The following is a 26051-nucleotide window of genomic DNA, read 5'->3' on the forward strand; positions in this document are numbered from 1 at the left end:
AAGCCGCTCGGGCTTGCGACTGCTGGTCTTTGCGAGTTGGACTGCCTGGTGAACGCTCTCGGCAAGCTCGGGCCGGAGCGCGAGATCGAACTCAAGAGTCCAGCTATCAGCGATGAAAGCGTCGACCGGGTCTCCGACATCGCGCCGCAGCGTCTTCAGCCGCGCTGCGATGCCGTCCTGGGTCAACTCGTTCTCGGTCTTGCGGTCGCCGACAAGGTCTTTCGCTTCGGGCGGCGGGATGTCCCTGTCGGGGATCAGCGCCACGGGCACCGGGATAGCGTTCTTCGCCTTACGCTGCAGAATCCGGCTGTAGCGAAACAGACCACGGTGGCCGACATTGACGATCGACACGCCGTGACGGCTGAGCGGACGGTCGAGCTTCTCAGCGATTGCCGGCAGCAACAGGTGCTCACCGTCGCCCTCGACGACAATCAGCGCGCGGGCGAAGAACAGGTTGGCCTTCGTCGCGTCGAGGAACCGACGAAGGAACTCATAATCGTCCACTTCGAGCCGGGTATGGGTCGCGCCCAGCGGAAAGGCGCGGTGGCCGACGATCATCGTCATGGTCTCAAGCTCGGCGCCGGCCGCGAGCTGAGGACTATGGGTGGTGAGTAGCACCTGGACCTGCTGATGGGTCTCGCCCTTGTCGGGGTCCGGCTTGGCAGCACGGGCCGCGAGCACTTCCATGAAGAGCGTCTGGTGTTGCGGATGTAGATGCGCCTCGGGCTCCTCGATCAGCAGAAATGGCACCTGATCGGGATGGGACTGGAGCAACAACAGCTCGGCCGCCATGAATAGCAGGTTGTTGTAGCCCAGGCCGCGCTGGATGCGCTCGGTGCCCGCCTTGGCATTCAAGTAGAGTTCGAACCGCTCAAGAATCTGATCGAACGAACCGCCAGCGCCGAGGTCCAGCGTCGCGACGAGGCGATCGTCCACGAATGAAAGCTTGTCGAGGAAATCCGTGTTGACGCTGCTGGCGACGCCGCCAACCGCGGCGTTGTTTCGGACGGCCACATCAGCCGCCGTGAGCGTGTCATGGAGCGTTGCATCGCCGCCCTGCGCGGCGGGTTTGCTTTGCGGCCCCATCGTGGGCATCGCGCCGAGGATTCGCGACAGGCGCGACCGGCGCCCTGCTCGCATCTCGCGCTCGGCGTCTCGCAGAGGTTTGAGATAGGTTGCCTTCAGATACTCGCGCAGTTCCCCGTCGAGCGGCAGGCCATCGCCCTCGGCGCCAGCGCGGTGCTGGCTGGAGATGATGCTGCCACCGCCAGGAGAAACGCGCCGAGCGCCCCGCATACACACGTGGAGACGGAGCTTCCCCTTTTCGTTGGTGCACCATTCGAGGAACCGAGCCTCTTCATCCGCGCTGAGATCGTCGAAGGTGCAGCGAACGATGAAGTCGCAACCCCGTGCACCATCGGCGTCGACATGGAAATCGTGCTCGTCCGGGCGGATATAGTCGTCGCCACGCGTCCACAATACGTAGCGAGCAGCGTCGATAATGGCACTCTTTCCGGCGTCATTCGGTCCCACGAGAATATTGAGACCAGGCGAGAGCTTAAGCTGCAACGGAGCGGTCGGATTGAAGCACCGGAAGCCGCTCGCATAGATTTCGGAAATGTACACCGTCGCCTCCCAGCTCGTTTTTTCTTATCCTACCGCGCTGTTGGCTCGCGCGGTGATGTCTGCGCAGCGCTCCATGAGCGTCTCGAAAGGCTCGGCTTCATCGAGAAGGAGCCCATCGTCGACCATCCGCGCGTAATCTTCTGCGAGAGCCTTCGCGCCGTCGCCGGCCGGCACGAGTTGCAAACCGCCGTTCACGGCTGAGGCGTAGTCGATCTGAGATCGGTCGGCGGCCTTCTCGGCGAAGAACATCGCCTTGTGACGTGCCACGGCGTTGGCCAGCCCGCGATCAGCGAAGGCCGCCGCCGCGAAGCCGGCTTCATCGAGACGCACCACGTCATGCCAGTGACGCGCGAAACGATCACCGCGCAGCCGCTCCTGAAGGCAAAAGACGTGGATTGCGGTCGCCTTCTCCCAGAACGTCCGCTCGGCATGCATGACCCTCGGCCGAGCCGTTGGAAAGACCACTCCATCCACCAGCCCGGCCGCGTCGCAGGTGACATCGCGCGGGCTCGCAGGTTCACCCGTCGAGCGGGCACCGAATTCGAGCATGACGCTCGGCGAGACATACCCCGAGCCTGCCGTCGTCGCCTCATAGTCCATGAAGAGCTTCTCACCATCGACACGGATCACGGCCGACAGGGACTCGCCCGCCAGTGCTTCGGCGATGACCGGCTGAACGGCCTCCGCTACCCATTGCGGCAAGCGCTCGCGCACTGCGCTGGTCCAGCGCTTTTCCTCGCTCCGCGTCTTCGGCAGCGCCTCGCCATTGTCTCCCACCAGGTCGGGGGCGAGCGCGCGAATGTCATAGGTCAGATCGACATCCTCGGAGAACCGCCGGATGACGCCATAGGCCTTCGACAGCGAAGTGCCGCCCTTGAATACCAGATGTTCGCCGAGCAGCGAGCCGTAGAGCGTGGCCAGCGCCCACACCACCCACGCATCCTTCTCCAGCAGGTGCGCGGGTCGGCCCGAGCGGTCGGCGGCAACGCTCAATGCTTCAAGGCGATCCTCGGCCGGAAGGAGGAGGAAGGGGTCAGCCATGCGCGACCTTACCCACGCTGCGCGCGAGCCAGGTCGGAAGCTGAGGCGCCGCCGCCACCAGCTCGCTGAAAGCGGCAGGCGGAAGCTTGCGCTTCAGGGTCTGGAGCGCCGACTCAGCCCTCTCCGGTCCGAGCCAAGCAAGCGCCCGCACCGCCTGTCCCGCCGGCCGATGCGCCATGGCAAGTTGCCAGCGCGGAGCGTGACGAAGCTCGACGGTCTGCTTGCCTAGGCTCATCTTCCGGGTGCGTCCCGAGGTCAGATAGACCGACCGGACCGGCACCTGCGTCGTAAGGCCGAGGCTGTTGGCGGCCGCCGCACCGCTTGAGACGATGACCTCGCCGCGCTGGGCTGCAAGCGCCTCAACCGCCTGCTCCACCGATGGCGCCCGGGTGCCGAACCGGCTCGTGACCGGCAGCAGATAAACACCTCGCCCGGCCCGAAGCAGTTGGCCCCGCTCGGCCAGACGCGACAAGGCCTGGTCCACCGCGGCGCGATTGCCAAGGTGGAGCAAGCTCTTAGCCGCGACCGGCGTACCTTCCGGCAGCCGCCTCGCGTGCTCAAGAATCTGTTCGGTCAGACGCTGCATGACGGTTCTCCTGTCAGAAATATACGCAGTTTTCTGACAGTTTTCAACCTTGGCGTAGCTTGTCGGCTAGAGGAGCGGCGCGCCCTTATCGAGAAGGCCGTCGAGAAAGTCCTCGCGCGAAGAGATAGGGCCGGCCTGGGTGGCGAGGATCAGCGCTTCCACCACCTCTCGAGCCAGCGATCGAGCCATCACCCGTTCCTTGGTCGAAATGGCTGCCATCGCGCGGCCGTGCAGGAAGGCGCTGCGCAGGTCGAAGAGCTGCTCATACTGATCGGCGTAGCGACGGCCGCCCAGCAGTCCGGCGACACGGCCTCGCATCTTTTTCGTAGGACTCATTCCCTTGTGGCGATCGGGTGCCACCCGGAAGTGCTTCTGATAGTCGGCGCGTAGGCCCAGCGCCGCTTCGATCGTCGTGACATGCGCCAGAAACTCGTCAACGCCCTCCGCCAGGAACGCGCGGACCAGGAAGTGAACGATTGGCGTTTCGAACAGAACCGATTGCTTCGCTTGTTCGACAATCGCCCAGCGGCTCTGGTCCCAGACCGGCAACTCAGTTGCGGCGGCGTCTTCGAGGCGTAGCTCGACCGGCCGCTCCTCCTCATATGTCCCACCATAGCCGTCGTCGTAGATACGATCCTCCCAGCTCAGCGTGTCGGGGGATGGCGGCGTGTTGAGGCGGGCGAAGATGTCGCCATCGACAGTATAGACCCAAGGAACGCGGAAGCCGCGCCAATCGACCTCCGCCATCGTCGACCAGCTTTCCCACGGCGCCAGCAGCAAGAAGAAAAGCGCCTCCTCGACCGCGCCGGGAAACCGCCCTTTATGCGGTTCGATCTGCCCCAGGTCCTGACTCAGGTCCATGAACAGCACCGGGACGGCACGCGCCTCGGGCTCCTGGTCGAGCGCCACCGCTTCCTCGACAACCAGCCAGTGGAATTCGGAAAAGCGCTCGGCGTCGAAATCCTGGCGCGGATAAAGCCGCTTCAGCCTCGTCCCATCGACAAGGATCCGCAACTCGTCTGCGGTCAGCCGGCCTAGCTTCGCCGGGCCGAATGCGATCGATGGCAGATCGGCGGCCAGATCGAGCGGTACGAGATGGATGCGTTTGGCGCGTGTCGCACGCAGTGCCGCATCAAGGCCCTTTGCCGCCTCTTCTATCGACAAGGCCAGATGGCCAGTCTCCTTTTGCAAGCAACAGGGAAGGCCGAGAGCCCGCAAAGCGGTTGAAAGCGCGAAGGCCGGCCCCTTCTTGCCGGCGTTCGAATAACCGTCACGACACGCTTCGCGCAGCCGTTCGAAGGCCGGATGAGCTAGGATGTTGTCGGGCCCCGGTGGGCGCAGCCGCCACAGGTCCGATATCGCGGAGATCATCGCACTGCTGGGACCGGTCGCCGCCTCGTTCATCAGGCGATCCTTTCGGCCGCCAGTTCGACCCTCGCCGCCGGCTTCACGTCCATGACCTCGCCGCGGCCGCCAACAAGGGCGATCTCGATGCCGGCCAATGCGCAGCGGGGCGCGAGCCGCTCGGCCAAGCGCAAGGTGCTATCGGTCAGCGGCACCACGGCGATCTGACGGCCCTGCGACGGCGTCGCCATCAGCAGCCCAACCGTCTCGCACAGGCCACGATAAAGCCGCGAGACCTGGCCGGGATGTCGCGTGTTGATGATGCCGCCCTTGCACTCGGCCGAAATGACATGATCGCCGACATGGGCGACGACGTCGCCGAGCCCCGACTTGGGATGGACGGTGATCGTCTGACCAGCGGGGTTTCGATAACCCCCGCCATAGGCGGTGCTGCCGAGGCTGGAGGTCTTCGCGAACCCACGCCGCCCGAGCCAGGCCGCGAAGTCGAACTGCTTTCCGTGTTCGCCATCGGGATGGATGCGGACGTCCCGCGCGCCTTGCGTGCGGAGCAAATGCACCGCGTAGGCGAGCATGACCGCACCTTCGTAGAGATGATGTTCGTCGGGACCGTCCGATTTTCCGACCCGGTTCGGCGGTGGCGCCAGGGCCGTCACGAGATCTTCGAAGTCCAACCCAGCCTCCCCGGAGGAATCAGCGGACGCTCGTCGCCCGCCATTGACATGAGTTTATAACCGGCCATATTTGCCCGGTAAAGGAGGGACGCTCATGTTGACCTACCGCCCCGAAAAATTTGCCTCGCTCTACGACTCCGAATTGGGCCAGCGCATCTGGACGTTCCTCACGCGCGACGACAACATCGCCCGCCTCGAAACCGCGTCGGAGCTGGGCAAGCCCGCCGTCGAAGGCATCGAAGAGCAGCTCCTCGCCGAATTCCGCGAGGACGTCCTTGCCGACCGCGTCAAGCAGATGGTCGGCCACATGGTGCGGCAGATCCTGGAACAGCGCGACTGGGTGCTCGACCAGACCGACGTGAAGGTCCAGTCCGTGCCCTTCAGCAAGGCGGCGCGCTACCGCCGGCCCGACTGGTTCACCTTCCACGCCTTCCGCAACAGCAGCGATCCGCGCGACGTCGTCATTACCGACCGGCGGCAAAACCCAACGCTTCCCGCCGGCTCGCGCTGGACTTTCTATGCGACCTTCGCCAGCCCGCTGAAGGCAGCCGTCGCTTTCGGCGTCAACGACATCAAGCAGCTCCGCCAGCAGGTCCACTCCCACGGCTATCACCGGGTGAAGGTCCAGCGGATGCTACGGCGGGCGTGAGGTGAGCCGACGATGAGCGACCTTTTCGACGTCGATGGCGCCAATCTCGATCGCGGGTTCGAAAACCTGAAAGCCGCCGAGCTTCCAATCGAGCAGCAGCTCCATGCCATGCTGCAAGAGATGTGGGAGCGTTACGAGCCCTATGCCGACCCAGACTTCCGGCAAGGCTTCGCTCGCGATGTCGATGGCCGCTTCTGGGAGATGTATCTGGGGTGCACGTTGCTTGAGGAGGGCCGCACTCTGCTTCCCGTGGTCGAGCGCCAGCGCGAAGGCGGCCAGCCGGATCTGTGCGTGCTCGACGATGGGCGTCGCATTTGGATCGAAGCCATTACCCCGAACGAGGGCGACGCCGGCCCCGATCAGATCGTTCGGCCCGTGCCGATCAACGAGGGCGGTGGCCTCTTCGCCGTGCCCATGCGGCAGGCGCAGCTTCGCACCTCCAGCGCGTTCTGGACGAAGGCGCAGAAGATCGGCCGCTACATCGAACAGGGTGTCATCGCGCCAGAGGACACCCGCATCATCGCGATCAGCGCCAGCCGCTTCGGCGTCTACGTCGCAGAGCAGCCCTTGCCGCTCATCATGACGACGCTGTTTCCGATCGGCGACGCCTTCATCACCATCGACCGGGAAACCGGCAATGTCCTTGAAGAAGGGTTCCACCCAGCGCCCTTCATCGAGCGTGAACGCAATCCGATCCCGCGCACCGCCTTCCTCGACGAACGCTTCGCCGACATCTCGGGCGTGATCTGGTCGCGGATATCTCTTGGCAATCTCTCGCGCCGACTGCGGCCGATCACCTATGTTCACAATCCGCTGGCCCAGACTCCGCTGCCCTCGAACTGGGGCATTTGGGATCGTGAGTTCGTGACGACTCCGCAAGGCGACCAATGGGAAGCCAACGACATCCTGGCCCAGGCACCCGCGGCGGAGGCGTCATGACGATCCAGCCACGTGCGTATAAGGGCGGCCATGGTCGATGACGATAAGCAGCGGCTGATCAAGCCGATCAGCCAGCGGCAGTTCGAGCTCTACGCACTGTCACTCGACCGCGGTCCTAACTTCGAGCCCGCACACATCTTCAGCGCCTATCAGGCCGGACGAGGCAGCGTGAGCGGCTGCATTCTGTTTGATCCAGACCAAGGGACCTTCTCCAGCCTCGCCTTGCGCCGGCGCATCGATCATCGCTGGATCAAGGTCGATGAAAGCGGCCCCTATTCCACCTCCGAGGCCGCGCTCGACCGTCTCAGCATCGCGATGCGCGCCGGCGATCCGCCGGAACCCTTGCCGCCGGGCGCCAGGCGCCGCCCGCTCTTGCTGAAAACCGGGCCACGCGGGACATCCCCCGAATTCGATCTCCTGACAAAGACGATCAGCCATTGGCCGGCGCTCATGGCGATCGGCGAAAGTTATCTCGCCCTTCCCAATCCGGACGCCAATTTCGTCCCCGACTTTCAGACCAGCAACTTCGCCTCCCGGCTGTTCGAACTCTACCTGCTTGCCTGCTTTCGCGAGCAGGGCCTGAGCGTCCGGCAAGATCATGTCTCGCCCGACTTCCTGATCGAGAAGGAGGGCGATACGTGCTGGATCGAGGCGGTGACTGCGAACTCGGAGACGCCACGCTCCGGCGGGATCGGTGACTGGGTGCTTGCGCCGGAGGAACGCAACGAACGCCTGACGGGAGGTCCGGCCGAGCGCTTCGCCAAGACGCTGCGGGGCAAGCTCCAGCGAAACTACCATGAGCTGGACCATGTGAAGGGTCAGTCCTTCGCCCTCGCGCTGGCAGATTTCCACGAGTCCGGTTCAATGGTCTGGAGCCGCGAGGCGCTGCCCACCTACCTCTACGGGCTGCGCGCCGATATCGAAGGAGAAGGCGCGGGGCGCCGCGCGGTCGGGACGCCGATTAGCAACCTGACCGGCAAGCACGGCATCCCGGCGGGGCTCTTCCGCGATCCGGACTTCGCCCATCTGTCGGCCGTCATCTTCAGCAATGCGGCGACCCTCGCCAAGTTCAATCGGATGGGTTTCCTGGCCGGCTGGCGCCCGCCCGGTCTGACGATGATCCGGCGCGGCATCCTTTTCGACCGAACCCCGGGAGCACTGGAGCCGATCGACTTCGAGCTGTCGGTCGCCAGCGACGAATACGAAGCGCTCTGGCCCTGGGGCGAAGCGTGGTGTCAGGAGCTAGAGGTGTTCCACAATCCGCTGGCCGCCCACCCCATCCCGTTCGATCTCATCCCGGGCGCGACCCATTGGTTCGAGCGCGACGGCGACATCGAGTGCAGCACCATCTGGGCGAACTCGGTGCTGTCGTCGGTCACCCGTTTGCACATGGATGGTGAAGCCGGGACGACCAGCGATACGCCTAGCGAAAGCACGCCGTCATGATCGCGCCGCCTACTCTATTCCTCGACACAGAGAACCCACGCGCATGACCACCGAGCCGTCCGACCGGACGATTATTCTCCATCTCCTGCGCGGTGCGGTGCCCGAGCGCGCCGACGAAATCAGTGGCCTCTGGAGCCAGTACGGCCATGCTGTCGACGTCGCGCCGAGCGCCAAGGGCGTGACGATGAACGCCGATGCAAAGCGCATCCAGTTCGACACCAAGACAATCGACTTCTTCTGGTTGCTCGGCTTCAGCGCCTGGCGCGCAATGGAGGTGTATATGCCGGCGTTGCTCCTAGCGACTTCACGCGGGATCCCGCTCGACCAGGCGCTCAATGTCGACGCAGAACGGGGACAGTATGAGTTCGACTACAAGCAACGCATCGCCAGCGCCCAATCCCTCATCGCCGCCGAGCAGACCGCCGACATCACCTGGCCGGTGGACGTCCCGGAACCGACTTCTGATCGTGAAAGCCTGGGCGACGTCCAGCATATGGCGACGTTCGATCTCGTTGCTTTCGCTCTGGCCTTCGCACTGCTGCATGAGTTCCAGCACGTGATGTTCTGCGCCGACAAGAGCGCGCCCTCGACGCTGCCTGAAGAAGAAATCGCCTGCGATACCTATGCCCGCGACTTCATGACAAGCGGTCTGGCCGCTTACGCCAAGGCGCACGGGCATGACTTCGCCGAAGTCCAGCAGAAGCGCGCCACGGGGATAGCGCTCGCGTCCGTGATCATCCATGCGATGACGCCGACCCACGCCCATTGGGGCAATCGGCAATATCCGCCGATCGCCGAGCGGCTGACCGCGATGATCGCCGGCCACAGCCTGCCCGCCGACTCGCGCTTCTGGCTGTTCACGGCCTGTCTCCTGATCGCACTCATGCGACAGGAAAATCGGCCGCTCGACATCGTCGCGAACTCAAACAAGGAGATGGTCGAGATCCTGCTCGATCGTCTCCGGTAACGCCGCAAGGAGCGCGACGTGCCGGTCTATTTCATTGGCGAAGATGAAAATGGATGCTCCCCGATCAAGATCGGCGTGGCGAAGAACATCGATGCGCGCAAGCGCAACCTCCAGACCGGCAATCCTCTGGAACTGCGCCTGCTCGGGTGGATCGATACGACCGATCCGTTCCAGCTCGAGCGACACCTGCACCAGCGCTTCGGAGCGTCTCAGGTCCGCGGTGAGTGGTTCGCCATCGAACCGGCTGACATTCTACCCATTCTCCAGCGCGCGGGCCGTGACGGGTTCGTCGCCAAGAACGCCGACGCCTTCCAGATCGTCGGATATGACCGCGACGCCATCCCCGAATATCTCGGCGTATGGGAATGGGCCGATCTGGAAATCGACGAGTGCTGCCCCTTTTGCGGATGCCTGTGCGGCATGCACTTCCAGGAAGCTTCGCAGATGTACCATTGCATCCGATGCGACACGCTGACCGACTTTTCTGAACTCGATCCGCATGACGAGCCTCCGGAAGATTGGGCCTGAAAGCCGGAACGTCGCCGATCCTGACATCCTGATTTCCGGCTTCACGCTTTTGGGGAAGGCCTTCCCCTGCGGTCGAGCCTTGCGTCTCGGCCGACCCCTTCTGCGGGGAGACCCCGCAACGCCCCCGAGAGTGAGAGTGCGGACGGGTTTTCCGTGACGGGTTCAGGGTTGGAGGAGAGGCCTCCGGCGCCCGTCGTGGAGAATAGCCATGACGCATGTGGAGATTCTGGACGCCGCTCGCGACCGCGCTGGCGGCTACAAGGTCGATGTGAGCCGCGGCGAGCGGATCGGCCGCGTATCGTCGGAATGGTTCTCGCGGCCGGCCGACGAGCGCTACCTATCCCTGTCGGACCTCTATGCCGCTGTCCGTAGCCGGACTGAGCGGAGCCGTACCCAAACCGTCGCGAGCGCGGCGATCCGGGTCGCGGCGAGCCACGATAATGCCGAACGCCTAGCACTGATGCTGCCCGGCTCCGACACGCCGATCGCGCCCACGCATTGGAGCTTCGGCCAACTCGCAAGTCTGGTCGGCGCGCCGGCGGCCTATCTGCGCCAGCTTCCCGGGCCGCTGGCCGGCATCAACCTGCAATACGGGCTGACCTCCCATCGCGCCGAGCAGGTAAAGACGCTCGAGATCGAAAACGGACGCGTCGAGCTGCGCGCCGTTACCGGGCCCGACTATGGCCGCATTTTCGACCACGAGCTGGTCGCGGCCGTGCAGCGCATCGCCGGCAACGGCACGGGCGACACCCGCTGGAAGGTGCCGGGCGTGCTAGACTGGTCGACGGGGGTCTACAATCCGCGCGTCGACATCACCCAGGACACCACCACCCTTTATGCCTCGGACCGGGATGTCTTCCTCTTCCTGGTCGACGATCTGAATCCGATCGAGGCCGGCCGGCTGCCCGATGGCTCGCCAGACCTCTATTTCCGCGGCTTCTACTGCTGGAATTCCGAGGTGGGCGCGAAGACGCTTGGCATGGCAAGCTTCTATCTCCGTGCCGTTTGCCAGAACCGGAATTTGTGGGGGGTCGAGGATTTCGAGGAGATCACCATCCGCCACTCGAAATATGCCGCCTCGCGCTTCGCGCATGAGGCGGCGCCAGCGCTGACCCGCTTTGCCAACTCCTCGCCGCTCCCCTTCGTCAACGGCATCAAGGCGGCGCGCGAGAAGATCGTGGCGCGTAGCGACGAGGATCGTAGCGACTTCCTGCGCAAGCGCGGGTTCTCGAAGACCGAGACGGCAAAGATCATTGAGACAGTGCTGGCCGAAGAAGGCCGTAAGCCCCAAAGCGTGTTCGATTTCGTGCAGGGCATCACTGCGGTCGCCCGCGGCAAGACCCAGCAGGACGCGCGGCTCGATCTCGAGGCGCGCGCGAAGAAGCTTCTCGATCGGGCGGCCTGACCCCCAGAAAGCCGGAGACACGGCTTTACGAGTCTCCGGCTCCGTGCCGTTCCCTCTTTCCTGATCGTCGGTCCCGCGGCGCTGCCCTCCAGAGTGAGAGGGCGGCGCTGCGCTTCGTGACGAGTTGATGCCGAGAGAGAGGCTTTCGGCTCTCGTCGCGGAGTACATCCCGATGGCTACCACTGTTCAGAAGATCACCCTCTCGCCCTCGCGCGACATTCCCTTCAACAAGCTCTTGCTCTCCCAGTCGAACGTCCGGCGGGTGAAGGCCGGCGTCTCGATCGAGGAGCTGGCCGACGATATCGCCCGCCGCGGCCTGTTGCAGGGCCTCAGCGTGCGCGCGGTCGTCGATCAGGCCGGCGTCGAGACCGGCATGTTCGAGATTCCGGCTGGTGGCCGGCGCTACCGGGCGCTGGAGCTACTCGTGAAGCAGAAGCGTCTCGCCAAGACCGCGCCGGTGCCGTGCATCGTCCGCGACAGCGGCATCGCCGAGGAGGACTCGCTCGCCGAGAATGTCCAGCGCGCGCCGTTGCACCCTCTCGACCAGTTCCGGGCCTTCCTCGCGCTACGCGAGAAGGGGCAGTCCGAAGAAGAGATCGCTGCCGCGTTCTTCGTCTCGGTCAACGTGGTGAAGCAGCGCCTGAAGCTGGCGTCGGTCTCGCCGGCGCTGCTCGACGTCTATGCCGAGGACGGCATGACGCTCGACCAGCTCATGGCCTTCACCGTCTCCGGCGACCACGAGCGCCAAGAGCAGGTCTTCGAGCGCCTGAAGGCTTCCTACGACAAGCAGCCCTACGTCATCCGCCGGATGCTAACTGAGGGCGCGGTCCGCGCCTCCGACAAGCGGGCGCAGTTCATCGGCGTGGATGCCTACGTCGCGGCCGGTGGCACGGTCCTGCGCGACCTGTTCCAAGGCGACGATGGCGGCTGGCTGCAGGATGTTCCGCTCGTGGACCAGATGACCGCCGACAAGCTGAAGGCGGACGCCGAGGTGGTCGCCGCCGAAGGCTGGAAGTGGATCGAAGTCGCGCCGGACTTCGCCTACGGCCATGCCTTCGGTATGCGCCAGCTTCGTGGCGAGACCGTCGCGCTGACCACCGAGGAGGAAGCAAGCCGCAACGCGCTTCAGTCCGAGTTGGACCGCCTGTCGGACGAATATCAGGACGCCGACGAACTGCCCGACGAGGTCGACGAGCGCCTGTCGGAGCTAGAGACGCTGATCGAGGGCTTCGGCGACCGGCCCGTCGTGTTCGACGCCACCGAGATCGCGCGTGCCGGCGCCTTCATCAGCATCGGCGCTGATGGCCAGCTTCGCATCGAGCGGGGCTATGTCCGACCGGAAGACGAATTGGCGGCCCAGCCTACGTCCGAGCCGGACGCGGACGGCGACGATGAACGCGCGATGGCCGCCGGCTATGAGGGCGACGAGGCCGTCATGACGGCGGAGCCAGACGCCGAGCCGGAGGAGGACGAGGGTCTCTCCCCCATGTCCGACCGCCTGATGACCGAGCTGACCTCGCATCGGACGCTTGGCCTCCGCAACGCGCTCGGCGAGCGACCGGACGTCGCCTTCGTCGCGGCCCTGCACGTTCTGACGCTGAAGACCTTCTACCACTACGGCTCGGATAGCTGCCTCGAGCTGGACCTGAAGAGCGTCAGCTTCGGGACGCAGGCGCCGGGGCTCAACGACAGCGTGTCGGCCGAGGCGATCCGCGTGCGGCACGAAAGCTGGTCGAAGGCGCTTCCCAAGGAATCGGCCGATCTCTGGGATGCGCTGCAGGAATGGGACGGCGACAGTCAAGCGGGCCTGTTCGCCCACATCGTCAGCCTTTCGGTCAACGCGGTGTACGAGCCCTGGAACCGGCGACCCCGTGCGGCCGCCCATGCCGACCGGCTGGCGCAGGCGGTCGACCTCGACATGGCGGCAGCGGGGTGGAAGCCGACCGTGGACAACTTCCTCAGCCGGGTGACGAAGGCCCGCATCCTTCAGGCGGTTTCCCAGGCGAAGGGCCAACGCGCCGCCGATCGGATCGAGCATCTGAAGAAGGGCGACATGGCAGCGGAAGCACAGACGCTGCTCGACGATACCGGCTGGTTGCCTGAACCGCTTCGCACCGTCGATCGGAGCGCGTCGAATGTCGAACCCACCGTGATCGGCGAATCTATTGAGGCGGTCGCACAATCGACGGCAATCGAGGGCGAAACGGCCATGGCCGAAGACGAGCCCTTCGCGGAAGATGAGATGGCCGACGACGCTCCCCACGCGGTCGCGGCCGAATAACCGTCAACGACTTGCGAGACTGGTCCGCCGGCGACGGCGGGCCTTTTTCGCATGGGAAACGACCATGGCGCAAAATCCGCATGATCTTGCACGCCGTCTCGCCGATCGTGCCGAGGCGGTGTGCCGGCACTATCTCTCCAGCGGTCGCCGCGAAGGCGGCTACTGGCTGGTGGGCGACGTCCGCAACACTCCGGGCCGCTCGATGTACATCCGGCTGAAGGACTCGCCGAAGGGTCCAGCCGGCAAATGGGCCGACGCGGCGACCGGCGAGCACGGCGATCTCCTCGACGTCATCCGCGAAAGCTGTGGCCTTATTGACTTCAAGGACGTCGCCGACCAGGCGCGGACGTTCCTCAGCATGCCGCCACCGGAGCCAGAACCTCGTCAGCACCAGCGGCAGAGCCCGTCGCCGCATGGCTCGCCCGAAGCGGCGCGCCGATTGGTTCGCATGTCGCAGCCGATCTGTGGCACGCTCGTACAGGCGTATTTACGGGAACGCGGCATTACGGATTTACGCGGAACCGGAAGCCTGCATTTCCACCCGCGCTGCTATTATCGGCCCGACGAGCATTCGCCGACCGAGGCCTGGCCGGCAATGATCGCTGAAGTCACCGACCTCGACGGCAAGATCACCGGGGCGCATCGCACCTGGCTCGATCCTCGCCGCCGCGACAAGGCGTCGATAGACACGCCGAGGCGGGCGATGGGCAATCTCCTCGGCAACGCTGTGCGCTTCGGCATGGGTGGCGAGGTGATGGCGGCCGGCGAAGGCATCGAGACCGTCCTGTCGCTCCGGCAGGTTCTTCCCGGCATGCCGATGCTGGCGGCGCTCTCCGCTGCGCATCTCGCTGCCATCCTGTTCCCCGACACGCTGCGGCGTCTCTACATCGTCCGCGACAACGATCCGGCCGGTGACGGGGCGCGCGATACCCTGATCGAACGGGCGAACGTGGCCGGAATCGAGGCGATCGTCATCTCGCCTGAGCTGGGCGACTTCAACGAAGATCTGCTCACCCTCGGCCTGGACGCACTGCGCATGGAAGCCCGGTTGCAGGTCGCACCGCAGGACGTCGCCCGCTTCATGGCGTTGGCGGCATAGCCGGCAGGAGAACGGGCCTGCGGTTCGCTCCGTGCTCGGCGGATGCGTCAATCCGTCGGAGGGGCACCGCGCCTCGGCCTTCGAGACGGCGATCGGCCCACAAGCCGGCCAGCCGGGCAATGGCGGCGGCCGACTATTTTCCGGCGCGGCCAGAAGGCCGCTTTCCATCGCGAGACAAAATAGCCGGCCTTAGCCATCAAGCCCTCCGCTCGCGCTCCGGGTGCCCAGCCGGCCGGCCCGTGGGCTTCGTCGCCATGAAGGCCGCGACGGTCGCGGTCCAACCGACGGAGCATCCCATGCGCGATCACGACGACTACGAACCGCACCACGAATCCTCACCCACCGACCATGTCCTGAACGAACTCCAGCTCCACGGCTACCGACCCTTCGCCGACGAGCCCGACCAGCGGCTTCTGCCAGACGGCAACCAGGTCGCGGGCGCCGTCGCCGACATCTTCGACGCGCTGATCGGCACTCTGGAGGACACACGCCTCGAACCCGACCTCGACGATCTCCTATGGTCGACCACCAACGTCTTCCACCGCGCCACCGACCGGATCGGCCGGGACCTGGACGACAACGAGCAGGCACAGAAGCGGGCGCAGCGGGAACAGGACGGCAGCGAGGTGAAATCCGTCGAACTGGAGCGCCTGATCGCCGAGGGCATCACGCTGATCGAGCGACAGAACGCCTTCGAGCTGATGCGCGACCAGGCCGCCGAACACTACGAGCGCCATGTCGGCAAGCCTTGGCTCCCGCGCAGCGGATCGAAGGTCAACCATCGCAATCTGACCTCGGCGATGATCGACAGCCGCGATTTCTTGATGGCGAAGAAGCGCGCCGACCAGGAGGTGCTCCTGCCGCCGGGCCCGAAGATCGTCGTCACCGGCGGACTCGACTATGACGACCATCGGCTGATCTGGGCCAAGCTCGACCAGGTCCACGAGAAGCATCCCGACATGGTGCTGATCCACGGCAAGTCGCCGAAGGGCGCCGAGAAGATCGCCTCGCTCTGGGCGAAGAATCGCAATGTCCCGCAGATCGGCTTCGCGCCCGACTGGACGAAGCACGGCCGGGCAGCGCCGTTCAAGCGCAACGACGAGATCCTGCAGATCGTGCCCAAGGGCGTGATGCACTTCCCGGGCACCGGCATCCACGACAACCTTGCCGACAAGGCCAAGAAGCTCGGCATCCCGGTCAGGAAGTTTGGTGGCGCGTGAGCGCCGCCCACCCACGTTGCGTTATCGCTCTCCCACTCGCAGGGACGTCGATATAAAACCGTACACTATGTCTGAACGGTAAACGGGGAGCCCGATAGCAGTGGCTTCCAGACAAAGAAGGTGTGAATAGAGGCATGGGCACCTCAATCGAACTAAAAGTAAGCGGCGTATCTTTAGATTACGCAAAAAATAACAGCGGCAATGATTACGGCTATCTCTTCCAAGAGTCCGATCTCGCCCGCCGACCGAGCGATGGCATCGACTACGATTATTACCGCGACCATCCGGAGCAGATAGACGATCTCGCTGAAAGTGAGCTTGCCTTCGTTCGCCCATTGGCTCGCGTCATCCCGAGACTTCGCGTTCTCGGTGACACGCTGGATGGCGCCCGGGCGGAGTACGAGGCCGTTGTCGCCGACGCGCTCTCGTCGCTCTCCACGGACGAGGAACCGGCACAGTTCCTCGATTTCGACGAGTTTTGCGCGCTCGCGAGCCTGTTCCCACTGGCCAGCCTCGCCGACGAATATATCGACTACGACACCGAGGAGCGGGCCAGTGTCGCCCAAGGCCGCTTCGCGCCGCACGCCGCGCTGTTTGCCCGTATTCCTTGGACCGAAAACTCCGAATCCTACTGGTCCGAAGCCAGCTTTCTCTCAGCCAAGCTTTGCATCCTAAGCCCATCCTCGATGCTGCAGATCTTTTTTCTCAATCCCGACAATGCGGACGCCGAAGTGATCTGGCAGTTCGGCAATATCGTCCATGCGGGTTGGGTTGATCGTAGCTTCTTTGCCGCCGGAGTACAGCGAAACCAATCGATTCTGGTCGCGACCGAAGGAGCGTCGGACGCCCGCATTCTGCGCCGCGCGCTCGATCTCCTGCGCCCCGACGTTGCCGACTTCTTCCGGTTTATCAACGGCGAAGAACGGCATCATTTCTGGGGCACCGGGAACCTTGTTCGATTTGCTGAAGGTCTCGTGCGGATCGACATTCAGAACCAGGTACTGTTCCTGCTCGACAATGATGCAGAGGGAATAGAAGCATACGGCAAGCTTCAGGAATTGAAGATGCCCGGCAATCTGCGCTCGATGGTTTTGCCGGACAGCGAGGACCTACGCCGCTTCCCGGCGCTCGGCCCCGAGGGTCTCAATGAATGCGACATCAACGGGCGAGCTGCCGCCATCGAATGTTACCTCGATCTCAATCTGCCCAGTTACCCGCCGGCACGCGTAATTTGGAGCAATTACAAGCGCGACATCGACGCCTGGCACGGCGCGCTCGAGCACAAGGAATCCTACGACCGGCACTTCATGAAGCAGGACGCTGACTCGTTGACGTCGGGATCATACGACACATCCAAGCTGACCCAAGTGCTCGACGCCTTGATCGCCGAGGTTTCGCACTTTGGCGGACGCGCTGACTGACAACTCGCCACACCGGAGGCGAAACGCCAACTCACGGTGGTGATCGTGCCCAAGGGCGTGATGCACTTCCCGGGCACAGGCATCCATGACTATCTCGCCGACAAGGCCAAGAAGCGCGGCATCCCGGTCTGGAATTTCGGCGGCGCGTGAGCGCCGCACGACTTCAAACGACTGACCGCGATCTGGTATTGTCGGAAGAAACACTAAGTTCTCGCCGACAGGAGGCGCATCTGGACCTTGATCACATTCAACTCGCCGCGCGTGACGCGCCGCTGATCATCGCATGGCCATCGCCCGGGCTCCCCGGCGGAATGATCCAGTTCAACGAGCCCGCCGAATGGCGACGGTTCATCGTCGGCCTCGGCATCGACGCGCGCATACCCGACATCGTCCAGCTCAAATTTCGGCGCGCGCAGGCGCTCTATCTTCTCGGCTGGATCGATCTCGACGTGCTGAAGGCCGGCGAGCTCGCCGCGCTCATCGCCCTGGAGCTGACGGTGATGGACCGGTATGGCGACCGGATTCCGAAGAAGAACCGCTCCTTCGCCGCGCTGCTGAAGCATATGGTCGATGTCGACGGCCTCGACGACGCGCACATCCCGATGATCGTCCGCACCGGCGGCACCGCCATCGGCTTCGTCACCGGCGCGTCGGGGCCGAGCCTGAGCCAGCGGCGCAACGGCATGGCCCATGGCGATCCGTTCGACGGCTTGCCTGTCAGCGGTCTGCTCGAACTGGTCCGCGACCTCATCAACTACGCCTACAGGGATTTCATCGCCAACACTCCGGTTGGGCACCGTTCGGCTTTCCTTGGCTGATCGGGAACGCGAACGGCTCTCGTCGCCGAGCACTACCCCCGCTTTTCTGCGCTGATCCTTGGTCAGACTGATCGCTTGACGCCATCAACCCGTAAAGGGTCGGCTATGCGAGCATGCCGCCGCTGCGGCTTCGCCTGCGCGGTGATTGCAGCGCTCAGCCCGACACATCGGGCGCCTGTAAGCGGGGGGATGGCCCTCCGCTCGAACAGGAGCCGGATCGATGTCCCTCAACGACGCCCACGCCTTCGCCTCCAGCCTCGCCACCACGCTGATGGCCGCCATCATCATCTTCCAGGCCGGCGACGGCACGCTGTCGGTCACGCCCACCAGCGAATATGACGGCGACACTGCCGCCATCGTCCATGAGATCGACCCCTTCGCTCCCTGACCGGGGCGACCCGGTCGCAGGTGCGGAAATCGCCGCCGATTTCCGCTGCCGGCATGCGCGCTCTTGCGCTATACTTCAGCCGCGCCGTGGTGGTGGTGGAAGGCGTGACCCTCGGACCTTGTCCATACGGAGGCCACGACCATGATCATCCTCGCAATACTTGCATCCCTCGCAGCGATCGGCCTGCTTTGCTGGTCGCTGTTCACGCTGGCCGTCTTCGCGCTGCCGGCGTTTGTCGGCGTGACCGCTGGCGCCTGGGCGTACAGCACGGGCGCCGGCATTCCGGGCGCCATTCTGGCCGGCGCCGTCGCGGCGGCGATCACGCTTGCCGCCGGCCATCTGCTCATCACCTTCGTCCGGCCCATGTGGCTGAAGCTGATCGTGGCGGCTGCCTTCGTCGCGCCGGCGGCGATCGCCGGCTTCCATGCCACCCATGGCATCGTGAAGCACCTCATGCCGTCCGACGCGTGGCAGATCACGTTCTCCGTCATCGGTGCGGTCGCGGTCGGCATCACCGCCTTTGTGCGGGTCGCTGGAATGGGGGCGGCTCCGGTCCCGTCCGGCCGGGACCTTCGGCTTCCAAGGCGACCGAATCAGTTCGCGTCGCACGGATGCAAGTGGAGATCGCCGGGGGCATTAAAGCTGGCCACGGTGCCTTAGAACGACTATTATAGATGGAGTATTCGGGGGCTTGCGCCTTGAAAAACTTTTGATGCGCTCCATTGATTTCAGCGCTGTTCCACTGTCTTCGGTCGACCACCCGAACGCTTCAACGACAATGGCAGGAAACAGTCGATCTCATCTGCGCTGAACGTCAAGTCTTCCATTTTTTGCAGTCGCTTCTGAGCTTCGATGTAGGCCTTACCGTTTGTTTGCGGAGCAGCCTGATAGAGCGCGGCAAGCATTGTCTGTAGCTCATCACGACGTTCGACAGCAGCCTGTCGGTCGAGCGTCGGTAAATCCGTAAGAAGCGAAAGATAGCATTCGCGCACATTCCACAATTTGGCCGCCGCCTCACGGTGCTTCTGTGCCGTAGAACCCAGATCGAAATTCTTCAAATATGTCGTTACAAATAAAGTAAGGAAAGACACCAAGGCCGTTGCAACTTCAACCCAAGCTTTGCTTGTTACAACCGCGCCGACTGCGCTCGTGCTTGTGAGTGCAGTGAGAACAATCTGGAGGACCTTGTAGCGATTGAGTTGTTTTGCGCAGTTGTCGGCCATACGCTCGTGCGTCTTGTGTGTGTAGACGACCCTACCGAAACACTCACGGATCTGATCCTCGAGGGTGATGTCATAATCAGGCTGCATAGTCGTCTACCTCGGCGCTCTCTGCGCTGATTGGGACTCGAATGCCATCCCGAGCGACAACCACGCCATTCAAAACCGCATAACATTCGACGCGATGATTGCCGCGAAAATCAGTGCTTTCGAGCTGCTCCCAAGAGCCACTATCCCGGACAATCTGGCCACGTATCATATCGCGGCGTTCGGCCTCGTCGCCACGATTTAGTACCTTCCAATAGATGTCGACGTCCGGAGGTAGATCGGAGCTGTCAGCTATGAAAAAGCGCAGACTCTTCCTGCGTAAAAGGATGCCGTGGCGTTCGAGAAGGTCGAGCAAGAGCATCGGGCGGAAGCCATTCTGGACCACCTCGCAATCGATCCGCATGTCAAAACGCACATCCAGTGGAAAGCGGTCTTCAATAAATTCTTCCGTATCGCGAAATGCAGCTTTGGCGAATGCCGCTTCGGTTGCTGATTTGGATACCGGGGCGGGATAGCCATTTCCAAATACGTTGCGCCACTTCTGGCGTTCATTGGCTTGCCCGCTCGCCTCGATAGCTTTCAGGCAGAGTTCATACGCCTTTTTGGCTTTCTTCTCGAATCTCTTTTTGACCCGTACGCGCTGCCTGCTGCCAAGAGCGGCGTATTCAGACTGCTTTGGTTGCTCAGACAAAAATTTGAAAAAATCACGACACATGTAGTCGTAATACAAGTAGCTCTTTGTGTCATACTCGTCGGTGGATTCGAGAAAATTGTAGGCGAGCGTATCTATCAGAAGGCCGCCCATCGCTACACCGTGCTTGTTTTTCCAAGCCCGCGTCATTTTGCACAAACGACGTAGATTTCTGTTCTTTCGATCGTTTGCTGCTTGCATTTCATCGAGCTCGGCCTGTGGTTTAGTTATTTTCCACGAACCACCATTAGCCGTATCTGGATATTTGTAGCTTCCATCCGACTGCCGAAAAGCGGGCATCACCTCAATATGAAAATCCTTATAGAGAATCTGCACCACTAGCCTATCGACCTTTACCGTCGTCGACGGGTAACGTGCCTTGATTGCGTCTTTGGTGTCCCGAAGAAGAGCGTAATGGCCGCCGTCCTTGTAGGTATCCCATTCGCCAGCAGGAACAATGTAGATCATGTCCAGATCGGAAATGCCTTTTATCGCCGTCCAACGCCCATAAGAGCCGACTTGTAGGCTGTTGGCCGTTTTCGACTCGGTATCGCGGAACTTTTTATTGAGCGCGGAAGTGATCTCGCCGTAACGCAGCGAGATTGTACCTGCGTTATCGACTTTGATATTGTCGAGAAAGCTCTTGAAGTCGTCTGCAATGCTCACGGTGCCCCCTATCGGCTGAAGGGATATTGCTCTCGGGCATTCGAGCTCGACAAGCGCATGTTCCTATTTTGTGCTCATATGAGAGCAGCCGTCAAACGTCACGAGGTGGTTATCACACAGAAATTTCGCGTTGGGGCCGCTAAATTCGACCTCGGTGCCTTGGAGCACCTGCCAGATCTACGCTTTTACTTATTCTAGCGAAGAGCGACTAAAAAAGCCGTAGTTTACAGAAGCATCCAGATATGGGTTATGAGAAGCGTCGGTCCCTGATTCGAAAGGATTCGACATGTCCCAGAGCCACTATATCGGTCTGGATGTCTCAGCCCGGAGCGTCAACCTCTGCGCAGTCGATCGCGACGGCCTCATCGCTCACGAACGAAAGCTCTCTTCAGACCCGGAGGAGATCGCACAGCACATCCTGTCGCTACCATTTGCGATCGCGCGTGTCGGCCTGGAGGCCGGGATGCTGTCGCAACATATCTATGGCCGGTTGACGGAAAGCAACCTGCCGGTCGTTTGCGTTGAGACCCGACACATGAAGGCGGCGCTTTCGGCGCAACTCAACAAGACCGATCGGCATGATGCGCGTGGGATCGCCCAAATGATGCGTGTCGGTTTGTTCAAGCCGGTTCACGTCAAAACGCCGACGAGCCAGCGTATTCGTACCGTGCTCACAGCGCGGCAACTCCTGCGAAACAAGCTCCAGGATGTTGAGAACGAAATCCGCGGCCTCATTCGCAACTTCGGCTACCATCTCGGTAAGGTCACGGCTCGCGATTTCGAGCCGCGTGTCCGGGAATTGATCGCCGACACCGATCTTCATGTTGTGGCCGATGCGCTGCTATTGGCTAGGCGGTCTCTACGGGAACAGTTCGGTCGACTGGACGATATCCTGGTAAAGCTCGCGCGACAGGATGAGGTGACGCGCCGGTTCATGACCGTGCCTGGTGTCGGACCTTTGGTCGCTCTTGCGTTCCGGGCAACGATTGATGTTCCGTCCCGTTTCGCCCGTTCCCGCACGGTTGGCGCGCATGTCGGCCTCACTCCTCGTAAGCAGCAGTCTGGCGAAGTGGATCGGAGTGGCCGCATCTCGCGTTGGGGAGACGAGATGATGCGCAGTCTGCTCTACGAAGCGGCGCAGGTGCTGTTGACGCGGGTCAAGCGATGGTCGTCATTGAAAGCTTGGGCCGTGCGTATCTCGCGGCGCAGAGGGCATAAGAAGGCGATCATTGCGTTGGCGCGCAGGATCGCGGTGATCCTTCACCGCATGTGGATCGATGGCACCGAATTCGATTGGGGCAAGAAGCCGGAAGCGGCGGCCCCATCCGCTTGAGTTTCGGCCGGATGAGAATCCGGCCGATGCACCTCCCCGCGAGGGGACGGGGACCGACGAGTTCGTAAATACGACTTGACCGCTAAGGCTCTGCCAAAGCGACGTCGCATTATAGATTGTTCCGTCGGCTCCTCTGATCCCATCCTGTGGCGGCTTTGTGCCGACCACGAAGAGAAGCATGATCCTCGCGGGAGGACCGCTCAGTTCTGGTCGTCAGGCGTGACCAACTGGACATGGCTGACGCCGAGAGCCTGGGCCAGTTCGTAAAGCGTGATCACGGTCGGGTTTCGCCGGCCGCGTTCGAGACTGCTGAGGTATTGTTGACTGAAGCCGGAACGCGCCTCGACCTCTTCCTGGGTCAGGCCCTTCTCCCGACGCAGGCGGGCGAAATTCCGGCCGACCAGTTTGCGCATATCCATGCGCAGGAAGATCGCCATTTACATACTTTGAGTTTATCAACTATAGTATGTAAATGGAGATTGCCGGAGGGAGGAATTCCTCCTATCGGTTTGACCCGAATAGAGAAGTCGTAGTTCTGGCGTGCGCGTAGGTCCGAGTGGGAGGTGATCATGCATGATCACCGCCCGACAATCGCGGGCCGCACGCGCGTTGCTGGGTTGGACACAGGAGACGCTCGCTGACAAGGCCCAGGTATCACTGACCGCGTTGAAGCGCCTCGAATCCGAAAGTGGTCTCGAGGTGTATGAAACGACGCGCGATCAGGTTCGTCGGGCCTTTGAAGGCAACGGCATCGTTCTCCTCACATCCGACCAGGGTGAAGGTGTGATGCTTGTCCGTGCGAAAATCGACAGCCGCAAGTCTTCGTGATTTCTGCCCGTTTGAACTGACAGGCGATACACGCGGCGCATCGCCTGATGCGTCGCGATGCTCGCTGCTTCACGCCCAAATCCAATGGTTAACACCGGGATTTAGAACGGCTATAAATGGGTACTGGGGCACAATATGACGGACATAGATTTTCTCGACGAACCGCCGGAAAGCGCGGTGCTCACGGCATATGATCGTAAACACATGGTTCTCTATCTGCGCCTGCTCGACGCGGCGACGGACGGCGCCGACTGGCGCGAAGCGGTTACGATCCTGTTTGGCCTCGACCCTACGAACGAGCCGGAACGCGCGCGCCACGTCCATGACACCCATCTGGCCCGCGCGCGCTGGATGACGGAGCACGGCTATCGCCTGTTGGTGCGCGAAGGCCGTCTTCATTGATCGAATGCGATGCAGTCGCAGCATCGCACGTTGCAACCTTCAGGGCTTCCGACCGGTATTGCAATCGGGAATCATCACAGACCGCGATACGCACGAACGATGCGAGCCTGGAGGTAACATGACTCCCGATATATCGAACTGGAGAGCATCACCGAACTACGACTATATCGATCGCCTTGTGGCGCCCGATCTCGCCTGGGAATGGTTGAGGCGCAACAGCGACTATCAGCATGACTATTCCAAGGTCGAAAGCCAGACGGATGAGTCCGAGCTGCTGGTGAGCGCGGTCCGGCGGCGCTGGGGCCTGCAATTTCCTTGTCCACCCTGTTTTCACCGCCGTTGAGATCCCCGTCTTCTGGTCACCAGAGGAAGACAGCAGCGTCGTCATCCTGACGGATGTTCCCTCGCTCCTTCCCTTCGACAACATTTTCATCGACGCGCTCGATCCGAACGCGCCCCGCCGCGACGAAGCCGGCGAGCATTTTCTCCATGATCTCGGCAACGGGCAGTCGCTGCACCTGGTCCGCCTGATTGGCGTCGATGGAGCCCGGCCGCTGGCGGCTCTTGTGCCCCTCGACGCAGACGGCCTTGATCGTGTCGAAGCGGTCAGCCGCCTCGTCAAGGCGCTTCATGGGCGCGCGGTGCCACAAGATGCCCGATTGACCGATCAGCAATTGCGCCGTGCACGCCATATGCTGCAAGCCGTCGATGGCCGGACCAGCGGCGCAAGCTACCGCGAAATTGCCGAGGCCCTCTTCGGCGTGCGTCGCGTCGCCGATCATCCGTGGAAAACCTCCGCGCTGCGAGACGCCGTCAGGGATCTCGTCCGCGACGGCCTTGCCATGATCCAGGGCGGGTATCGTCAGCTTCTTCGTCATCGCCGCCGATCCTAGCGAATTCTCCCTTTTCGGGAGGGGGGAGAATTTAGCACTCCCATCTTCGCCCTCCCTCCTGCCGGGCCTTCTTCGCCACCGTGCTTCTCGTCCGCCGCCGATCCTCGACGGCTCTAACGAACCCCACGGAGGCTCGATCCATGCGACCCGATATCGCCGTTTTGCCGCCGCGCTTTCTGCGCACCAAGGAGGCGGCCGAATTTCTCAGCCTGTCAGCCCGAACCCTCGAAAAACACCGGACCTATGGGACTGGCCCGGCCTACCGCAAACTCGGCGGCCGGGTGGTCTACGCGGTCGATGACCTGCAGGCCTGGGCCGAGCGGGGTGCCGTCACCTCGACCTCCGATCCGCGCGGCACAGTGCTGCCCGCCAAGCGGCAAGAGCCAACGCAGCCGGCCCATGCCGGCCGTTACGCCTGCTGAGCGGTCGGCCATGACGTTTCACCGTCACAGCAACGAGCGCGATCAGCTCGATCTCTTCCGGACGCTGCCGGGCGATCTTGCTCCGCGCGACGCCCAGGATCTCATGGCCTATCCGTTCTTCTCGCTCGCCAAGTCGAAACGCCTGGCGCCGATCGACTTCAAGGCCGGATCGATCGTCATCCGCGTCGAAGCCGTTGCCGAACACGGCATGGCGACCATCTGGGACGCCGACGTGCTGATCTGGGCGGCGTCCCAGATCGTCGAGGCGCGCGATCTGGGTCTTCGCCCGTCGCGCCTGATGGCCACGACGCCCTACGAAATCCTGACCTTCATCGGCCGCGGCGTTAGCCTGCGCGATTATGATCGTCTCAAGGCAGCCCTCGATCGCCTTCAGTCGACCACCGTGGCGACATCGATCCGCCAGCCAACCGAGCGGCGGATGCACCGCTTCTCCTGGATCAACGAGTGGAAGGAAAAGGCCGACCATCGGGGCCGTCCGCTCGGGCTCGAACTGATTCTGCCCGACTGGTTCTACGCTGCCGTGCTCGACGACGCGCTCGTGCTGACCATCGACCAGGCCTATTTCGACCTGACCGGCGGGCTTGAGCGCTGGCTCTATCGGCTCGTGCGCAAGCATGGCGGCCGCCAGGAATATGGCTGGAGCTTCGATCTCCTCCACCTGCACGCCAAGTCGGGGTCACTCTCGCCCCTGAAGCATTTCGCCTACGACCTGCGCGACATCGTCCGGCGCCAGCCGTTGCCCGGCTACCGGCTCGTGATCGAGCAACCGTCAGGTCTTCCCGAACGCCTTTCGTTCGCTCCGACCGACCCGGCGCCCTTCGGCGTACCGCGGCTTCGCCGTCGCCGCGCAACCTCTCGCCCTGGGGATAAGCTGTGAATAGTCTCGTGCTATCAGGGACCGCACCTATCGTGCTATCGGGGACCCGATCCTCGTGCTATCGGGGACCGGAATCATCGATTTCTCGCCTTGAATCAAAAGCTTGCGCCGCCCGTAACTTATCTAACCAGAATTCCTATGGAATTCTTCTAACGCATTCCGCCGTTTCTACGATTGCTGTCGGTTTCCCCAAAAGCGTG

At 62.8% G+C, this 26051-nt stretch carries 28 protein-coding genes and 1 pseudogene; 20 read left to right on the top strand and 9 right to left on the bottom strand.

The features are described 5' to 3' along the window. From B4E36_RS22305 to B4E36_RS22325, 5 genes are all read right to left on the bottom strand, one after another. A partial coding sequence (locus B4E36_RS22305) for an ATP-dependent nuclease (protein ID WP_345900836.1) occupies positions 1-1626 on the bottom strand: 1626 nt, incomplete at its 3' end. Positions 1627-1650: 24 nt separating this feature from the next. Beyond that, positions 1651-2667 (bottom strand): nucleotidyl transferase AbiEii/AbiGii toxin family protein, encoded by a 1017-nt coding sequence (locus B4E36_RS22310; protein ID WP_292051382.1) that lies wholly within the window; start codon positions 2665-2667, stop codon positions 1651-1653. Beyond that, complete coding sequence (locus tag B4E36_RS22315; protein ID WP_292051384.1) at positions 2660-3253, bottom strand: DUF6088 family protein; 594 nt, start codon at positions 3251-3253, stop codon at positions 2660-2662. The genes B4E36_RS22310 and B4E36_RS22315 overlap by 8 nt, the downstream gene beginning before the upstream one ends. A gap of 66 nt (positions 3254-3319) precedes the next feature. After that, a complete protein-coding gene (locus B4E36_RS22320) occupies positions 3320-4657 on the bottom strand; it encodes a hypothetical protein (RefSeq protein ID WP_292051386.1) in 1338 nt (445 codons plus the stop codon). Then, positions 4657-5289 (bottom strand): hypothetical protein, encoded by a 633-nt coding sequence (locus tag B4E36_RS22325; protein WP_345900837.1) that lies wholly within the window; start codon positions 5287-5289, stop codon positions 4657-4659. Before B4E36_RS22325 ends, B4E36_RS22320 begins: the two co-directional genes overlap by 1 nt. A gap of 94 nt (positions 5290-5383) precedes the next feature. Here B4E36_RS22325 and B4E36_RS22330 point away from each other — a divergent pair, with 94 nt between their 5' ends. From B4E36_RS22330 to B4E36_RS22390, 13 genes and pseudogenes are all read left to right on the top strand, one after another. Continuing rightward, the gene (locus B4E36_RS22330) at positions 5384-5938 is read left to right on the top strand and encodes a hypothetical protein (RefSeq protein WP_292051392.1); all 555 of its coding nucleotides are present in this window, start codon (positions 5384-5386) and stop codon (positions 5936-5938) included. Between the two features lie 12 nt (positions 5939-5950). Then, entirely contained in the window at positions 5951-6877 is a 927-nt protein-coding gene (locus tag B4E36_RS22335) for a hypothetical protein (protein ID WP_187777873.1), read from the top strand. Between the two features lie 30 nt (positions 6878-6907). Then, complete coding sequence (locus B4E36_RS22340) at positions 6908-8323, top strand: hypothetical protein (RefSeq protein WP_292051395.1); 1416 nt, start codon at positions 6908-6910, stop codon at positions 8321-8323. A 43-nt stretch (positions 8324-8366) separates the two neighbouring features. Beyond that, positions 8367-9290: a phage exclusion protein Lit family protein gene (locus B4E36_RS22345; protein WP_292051397.1), complete on the top strand. Its 924-nt coding sequence runs from the start codon at positions 8367-8369 to the stop codon at positions 9288-9290. Positions 9291-9308: 18 nt separating this feature from the next. Continuing rightward, positions 9309-9818, top strand: coding sequence for a GIY-YIG nuclease family protein (locus tag B4E36_RS22350; RefSeq protein ID WP_187777876.1), 510 nt, complete (start codon positions 9309-9311; stop codon positions 9816-9818). Positions 9819-10026: 208 nt separating this feature from the next. Then, positions 10027-11223, top strand: a complete 1197-nt coding sequence (locus B4E36_RS22355) for a DUF932 domain-containing protein (protein WP_187777878.1) — start codon at positions 10027-10029, stop codon at positions 11221-11223. A 172-nt stretch (positions 11224-11395) separates the two neighbouring features. Beyond that, entirely contained in the window at positions 11396-13504 is a 2109-nt protein-coding gene (locus B4E36_RS22360; RefSeq protein WP_187777879.1) for a ParB/RepB/Spo0J family partition protein, read from the top strand. A 64-nt stretch (positions 13505-13568) separates the two neighbouring features. Next, positions 13569-14603: a DUF7146 domain-containing protein gene (locus B4E36_RS22365; protein ID WP_292051401.1), complete on the top strand. Its 1035-nt coding sequence runs from the start codon at positions 13569-13571 to the stop codon at positions 14601-14603. Between the two features lie 296 nt (positions 14604-14899). Then, on the top strand, positions 14900-15823 hold the full coding sequence (locus B4E36_RS22370; RefSeq protein ID WP_292051403.1) for a DUF2493 domain-containing protein: 924 nt from the start codon (positions 14900-14902) through the stop codon (positions 15821-15823). Between the two features lie 134 nt (positions 15824-15957). Next, complete coding sequence (locus B4E36_RS22375; RefSeq protein ID WP_292051405.1) at positions 15958-17244, top strand: HEPN/Toprim-associated domain-containing protein; 1287 nt, start codon at positions 15958-15960, stop codon at positions 17242-17244. Between the two features lie 146 nt (positions 17245-17390). Further along, on the top strand, positions 17391-18062 hold the full coding sequence (locus B4E36_RS22380; RefSeq protein WP_292051407.1) for a hypothetical protein: 672 nt from the start codon (positions 17391-17393) through the stop codon (positions 18060-18062). A gap of 220 nt (positions 18063-18282) precedes the next feature. Further along, positions 18283-18450, top strand: coding sequence for a hypothetical protein (locus B4E36_RS22385; RefSeq protein WP_187777883.1), 168 nt, complete (start codon positions 18283-18285; stop codon positions 18448-18450). A gap of 141 nt (positions 18451-18591) precedes the next feature. Next, positions 18592-19023 (top strand): annotated as a pseudogene (locus B4E36_RS22390) (hypothetical protein); the annotation flags it as partial. A gap of 155 nt (positions 19024-19178) precedes the next feature. Here B4E36_RS22390 and B4E36_RS22395 read toward each other — a convergent pair. Together B4E36_RS22395 and B4E36_RS22400 are read right to left on the bottom strand one after the other, a co-directional pair. Next, positions 19179-19760, bottom strand: coding sequence for an SLATT domain-containing protein (locus tag B4E36_RS22395; RefSeq protein ID WP_114215819.1), 582 nt, complete (start codon positions 19758-19760; stop codon positions 19179-19181). Then, a complete protein-coding gene (locus tag B4E36_RS22400) occupies positions 19750-21075 on the bottom strand; it encodes an SMODS domain-containing nucleotidyltransferase (protein ID WP_114215820.1) in 1326 nt (441 codons plus the stop codon). The genes B4E36_RS22395 and B4E36_RS22400 overlap by 11 nt, the downstream gene beginning before the upstream one ends. 286 nt (positions 21076-21361) lie before the next feature. Between B4E36_RS22400 and B4E36_RS22405 the strand changes: the two genes are divergently transcribed. Continuing rightward, a complete protein-coding gene (locus B4E36_RS22405) occupies positions 21362-22408 on the top strand; it encodes an IS110 family transposase (RefSeq protein WP_292051415.1) in 1047 nt (348 codons plus the stop codon). Positions 22409-22608: 200 nt separating this feature from the next. Here B4E36_RS22405 and B4E36_RS22410 read toward each other — a convergent pair whose 3' ends face one another. After that, positions 22609-22827, bottom strand: a complete 219-nt coding sequence (locus B4E36_RS22410) for a helix-turn-helix domain-containing protein (protein ID WP_114215822.1) — start codon at positions 22825-22827, stop codon at positions 22609-22611. 154 nt (positions 22828-22981) lie between these two features. Between B4E36_RS22410 and B4E36_RS22415 the strand changes: the two genes are divergently transcribed. From B4E36_RS22415 to B4E36_RS22425, 3 genes are all read left to right on the top strand, one after another. Beyond that, on the top strand, positions 22982-23236 hold the full coding sequence (locus B4E36_RS22415; RefSeq protein ID WP_031304938.1) for a helix-turn-helix domain-containing protein: 255 nt from the start codon (positions 22982-22984) through the stop codon (positions 23234-23236). A gap of 135 nt (positions 23237-23371) precedes the next feature. Continuing rightward, on the top strand, positions 23372-23638 hold the full coding sequence (locus B4E36_RS22420) for a DNA -binding domain-containing protein (RefSeq protein WP_292051422.1): 267 nt from the start codon (positions 23372-23374) through the stop codon (positions 23636-23638). Positions 23639-23756: 118 nt separating this feature from the next. Continuing rightward, positions 23757-23981 carry a transcriptional regulator domain-containing protein gene (locus B4E36_RS22425; RefSeq protein WP_292051424.1) on the top strand — a complete coding sequence of 75 codons (225 nt, stop codon included), beginning with the start codon at positions 23757-23759 and terminating at the stop codon, positions 23979-23981. Positions 23982-23997: 16 nt separating this feature from the next. Here B4E36_RS22425 and B4E36_RS22430 read toward each other — a convergent pair whose 3' ends face one another. Further along, a complete protein-coding gene (locus B4E36_RS22430) occupies positions 23998-24156 on the bottom strand; it encodes a hypothetical protein (protein WP_292051426.1) in 159 nt (52 codons plus the stop codon). A 48-nt stretch (positions 24157-24204) separates the two neighbouring features. On the opposite strand from B4E36_RS22430, the gene B4E36_RS22435 reads away from it, so the two are divergent. From B4E36_RS22435 to B4E36_RS22445, 3 genes are all read left to right on the top strand, one after another. Further along, a complete protein-coding gene (locus tag B4E36_RS22435; RefSeq protein WP_292051428.1) occupies positions 24205-24531 on the top strand; it encodes a DUF2285 domain-containing protein in 327 nt (108 codons plus the stop codon). A gap of 140 nt (positions 24532-24671) precedes the next feature. After that, positions 24672-24953 (top strand): helix-turn-helix transcriptional regulator, encoded by a 282-nt coding sequence (locus B4E36_RS22440; RefSeq protein WP_292051430.1) that lies wholly within the window; start codon positions 24672-24674, stop codon positions 24951-24953. A 10-nt stretch (positions 24954-24963) separates the two neighbouring features. Then, complete coding sequence (locus tag B4E36_RS22445) at positions 24964-25851, top strand: replication initiator protein A (protein WP_292051432.1); 888 nt, start codon at positions 24964-24966, stop codon at positions 25849-25851. Positions 25852-26051: the final 200 nt, after the last annotated feature.

The organism is Martelella sp. UBA3392 (assembly GCF_002358775.1).
GTDB classification, from domain to species: Bacteria; Pseudomonadota; Alphaproteobacteria; order Rhizobiales; family Rhizobiaceae; genus Martelella; species Martelella mediterranea.

Bases quoted from the DNA above. Each gene is read 5' to 3' on its own strand.
- B4E36_RS22425 (WP_292051424.1), top strand. From the start codon at position 23,757: ATGACTCCCGATATATCGAACTGGAGAGCATCACCGAACTACGACTAT.
- B4E36_RS22375 (WP_292051405.1), top strand. From the start codon at position 15,958: ATGGGCACCTCAATCGAACTAAAAGTAAGCGGCGTATCTTTAGATTAC.
- B4E36_RS22310 (WP_292051382.1), bottom strand. From the start codon at position 2,667: ATGGCTGACCCCTTCCTCCTCCTTCCGGCCGAGGATCGCCTTGAAGCA.
- B4E36_RS22395 (WP_114215819.1), bottom strand. From the start codon at position 19,760: ATGCAGCCTGATTATGACATCACCCTCGAGGATCAGATCCGTGAGTGT.
- B4E36_RS22365 (WP_292051401.1), top strand. From the start codon at position 13,569: ATGGCGCAAAATCCGCATGATCTTGCACGCCGTCTCGCCGATCGTGCC.
- B4E36_RS22440 (WP_292051430.1), top strand. From the start codon at position 24,672: ATGCGACCCGATATCGCCGTTTTGCCGCCGCGCTTTCTGCGCACCAAG.
- B4E36_RS22410 (WP_114215822.1), bottom strand. From the start codon at position 22,827: ATGGATATGCGCAAACTGGTCGGCCGGAATTTCGCCCGCCTGCGTCGG.
- B4E36_RS22445 (WP_292051432.1), top strand. From the start codon at position 24,964: ATGACGTTTCACCGTCACAGCAACGAGCGCGATCAGCTCGATCTCTTC.
- B4E36_RS22405 (WP_292051415.1), top strand. From the start codon at position 21,362: ATGTCCCAGAGCCACTATATCGGTCTGGATGTCTCAGCCCGGAGCGTC.
- B4E36_RS22315 (WP_292051384.1), bottom strand. From the start codon at position 3,253: ATGCAGCGTCTGACCGAACAGATTCTTGAGCACGCGAGGCGGCTGCCG.
- B4E36_RS22370 (WP_292051403.1), top strand. From the start codon at position 14,900: ATGCGCGATCACGACGACTACGAACCGCACCACGAATCCTCACCCACC.
- B4E36_RS22385 (WP_187777883.1), top strand. From the start codon at position 18,283: ATGTCCCTCAACGACGCCCACGCCTTCGCCTCCAGCCTCGCCACCACG.
- B4E36_RS22360 (WP_187777879.1), top strand. From the start codon at position 11,396: ATGGCTACCACTGTTCAGAAGATCACCCTCTCGCCCTCGCGCGACATT.
- B4E36_RS22355 (WP_187777878.1), top strand. From the start codon at position 10,027: ATGACGCATGTGGAGATTCTGGACGCCGCTCGCGACCGCGCTGGCGGC.
- B4E36_RS22320 (WP_292051386.1), bottom strand. From the start codon at position 4,657: ATGAACGAGGCGGCGACCGGTCCCAGCAGTGCGATGATCTCCGCGATA.
- B4E36_RS22335 (WP_187777873.1), top strand. From the start codon at position 5,951: ATGAGCGACCTTTTCGACGTCGATGGCGCCAATCTCGATCGCGGGTTC.
- B4E36_RS22340 (WP_292051395.1), top strand. From the start codon at position 6,908: ATGGTCGATGACGATAAGCAGCGGCTGATCAAGCCGATCAGCCAGCGG.
- B4E36_RS22420 (WP_292051422.1), top strand. From the start codon at position 23,372: ATGACGGACATAGATTTTCTCGACGAACCGCCGGAAAGCGCGGTGCTC.
- B4E36_RS22330 (WP_292051392.1), top strand. From the start codon at position 5,384: ATGTTGACCTACCGCCCCGAAAAATTTGCCTCGCTCTACGACTCCGAA.
- B4E36_RS22345 (WP_292051397.1), top strand. From the start codon at position 8,367: ATGACCACCGAGCCGTCCGACCGGACGATTATTCTCCATCTCCTGCGC.
- B4E36_RS22415 (WP_031304938.1), top strand. From the start codon at position 22,982: ATGATCACCGCCCGACAATCGCGGGCCGCACGCGCGTTGCTGGGTTGG.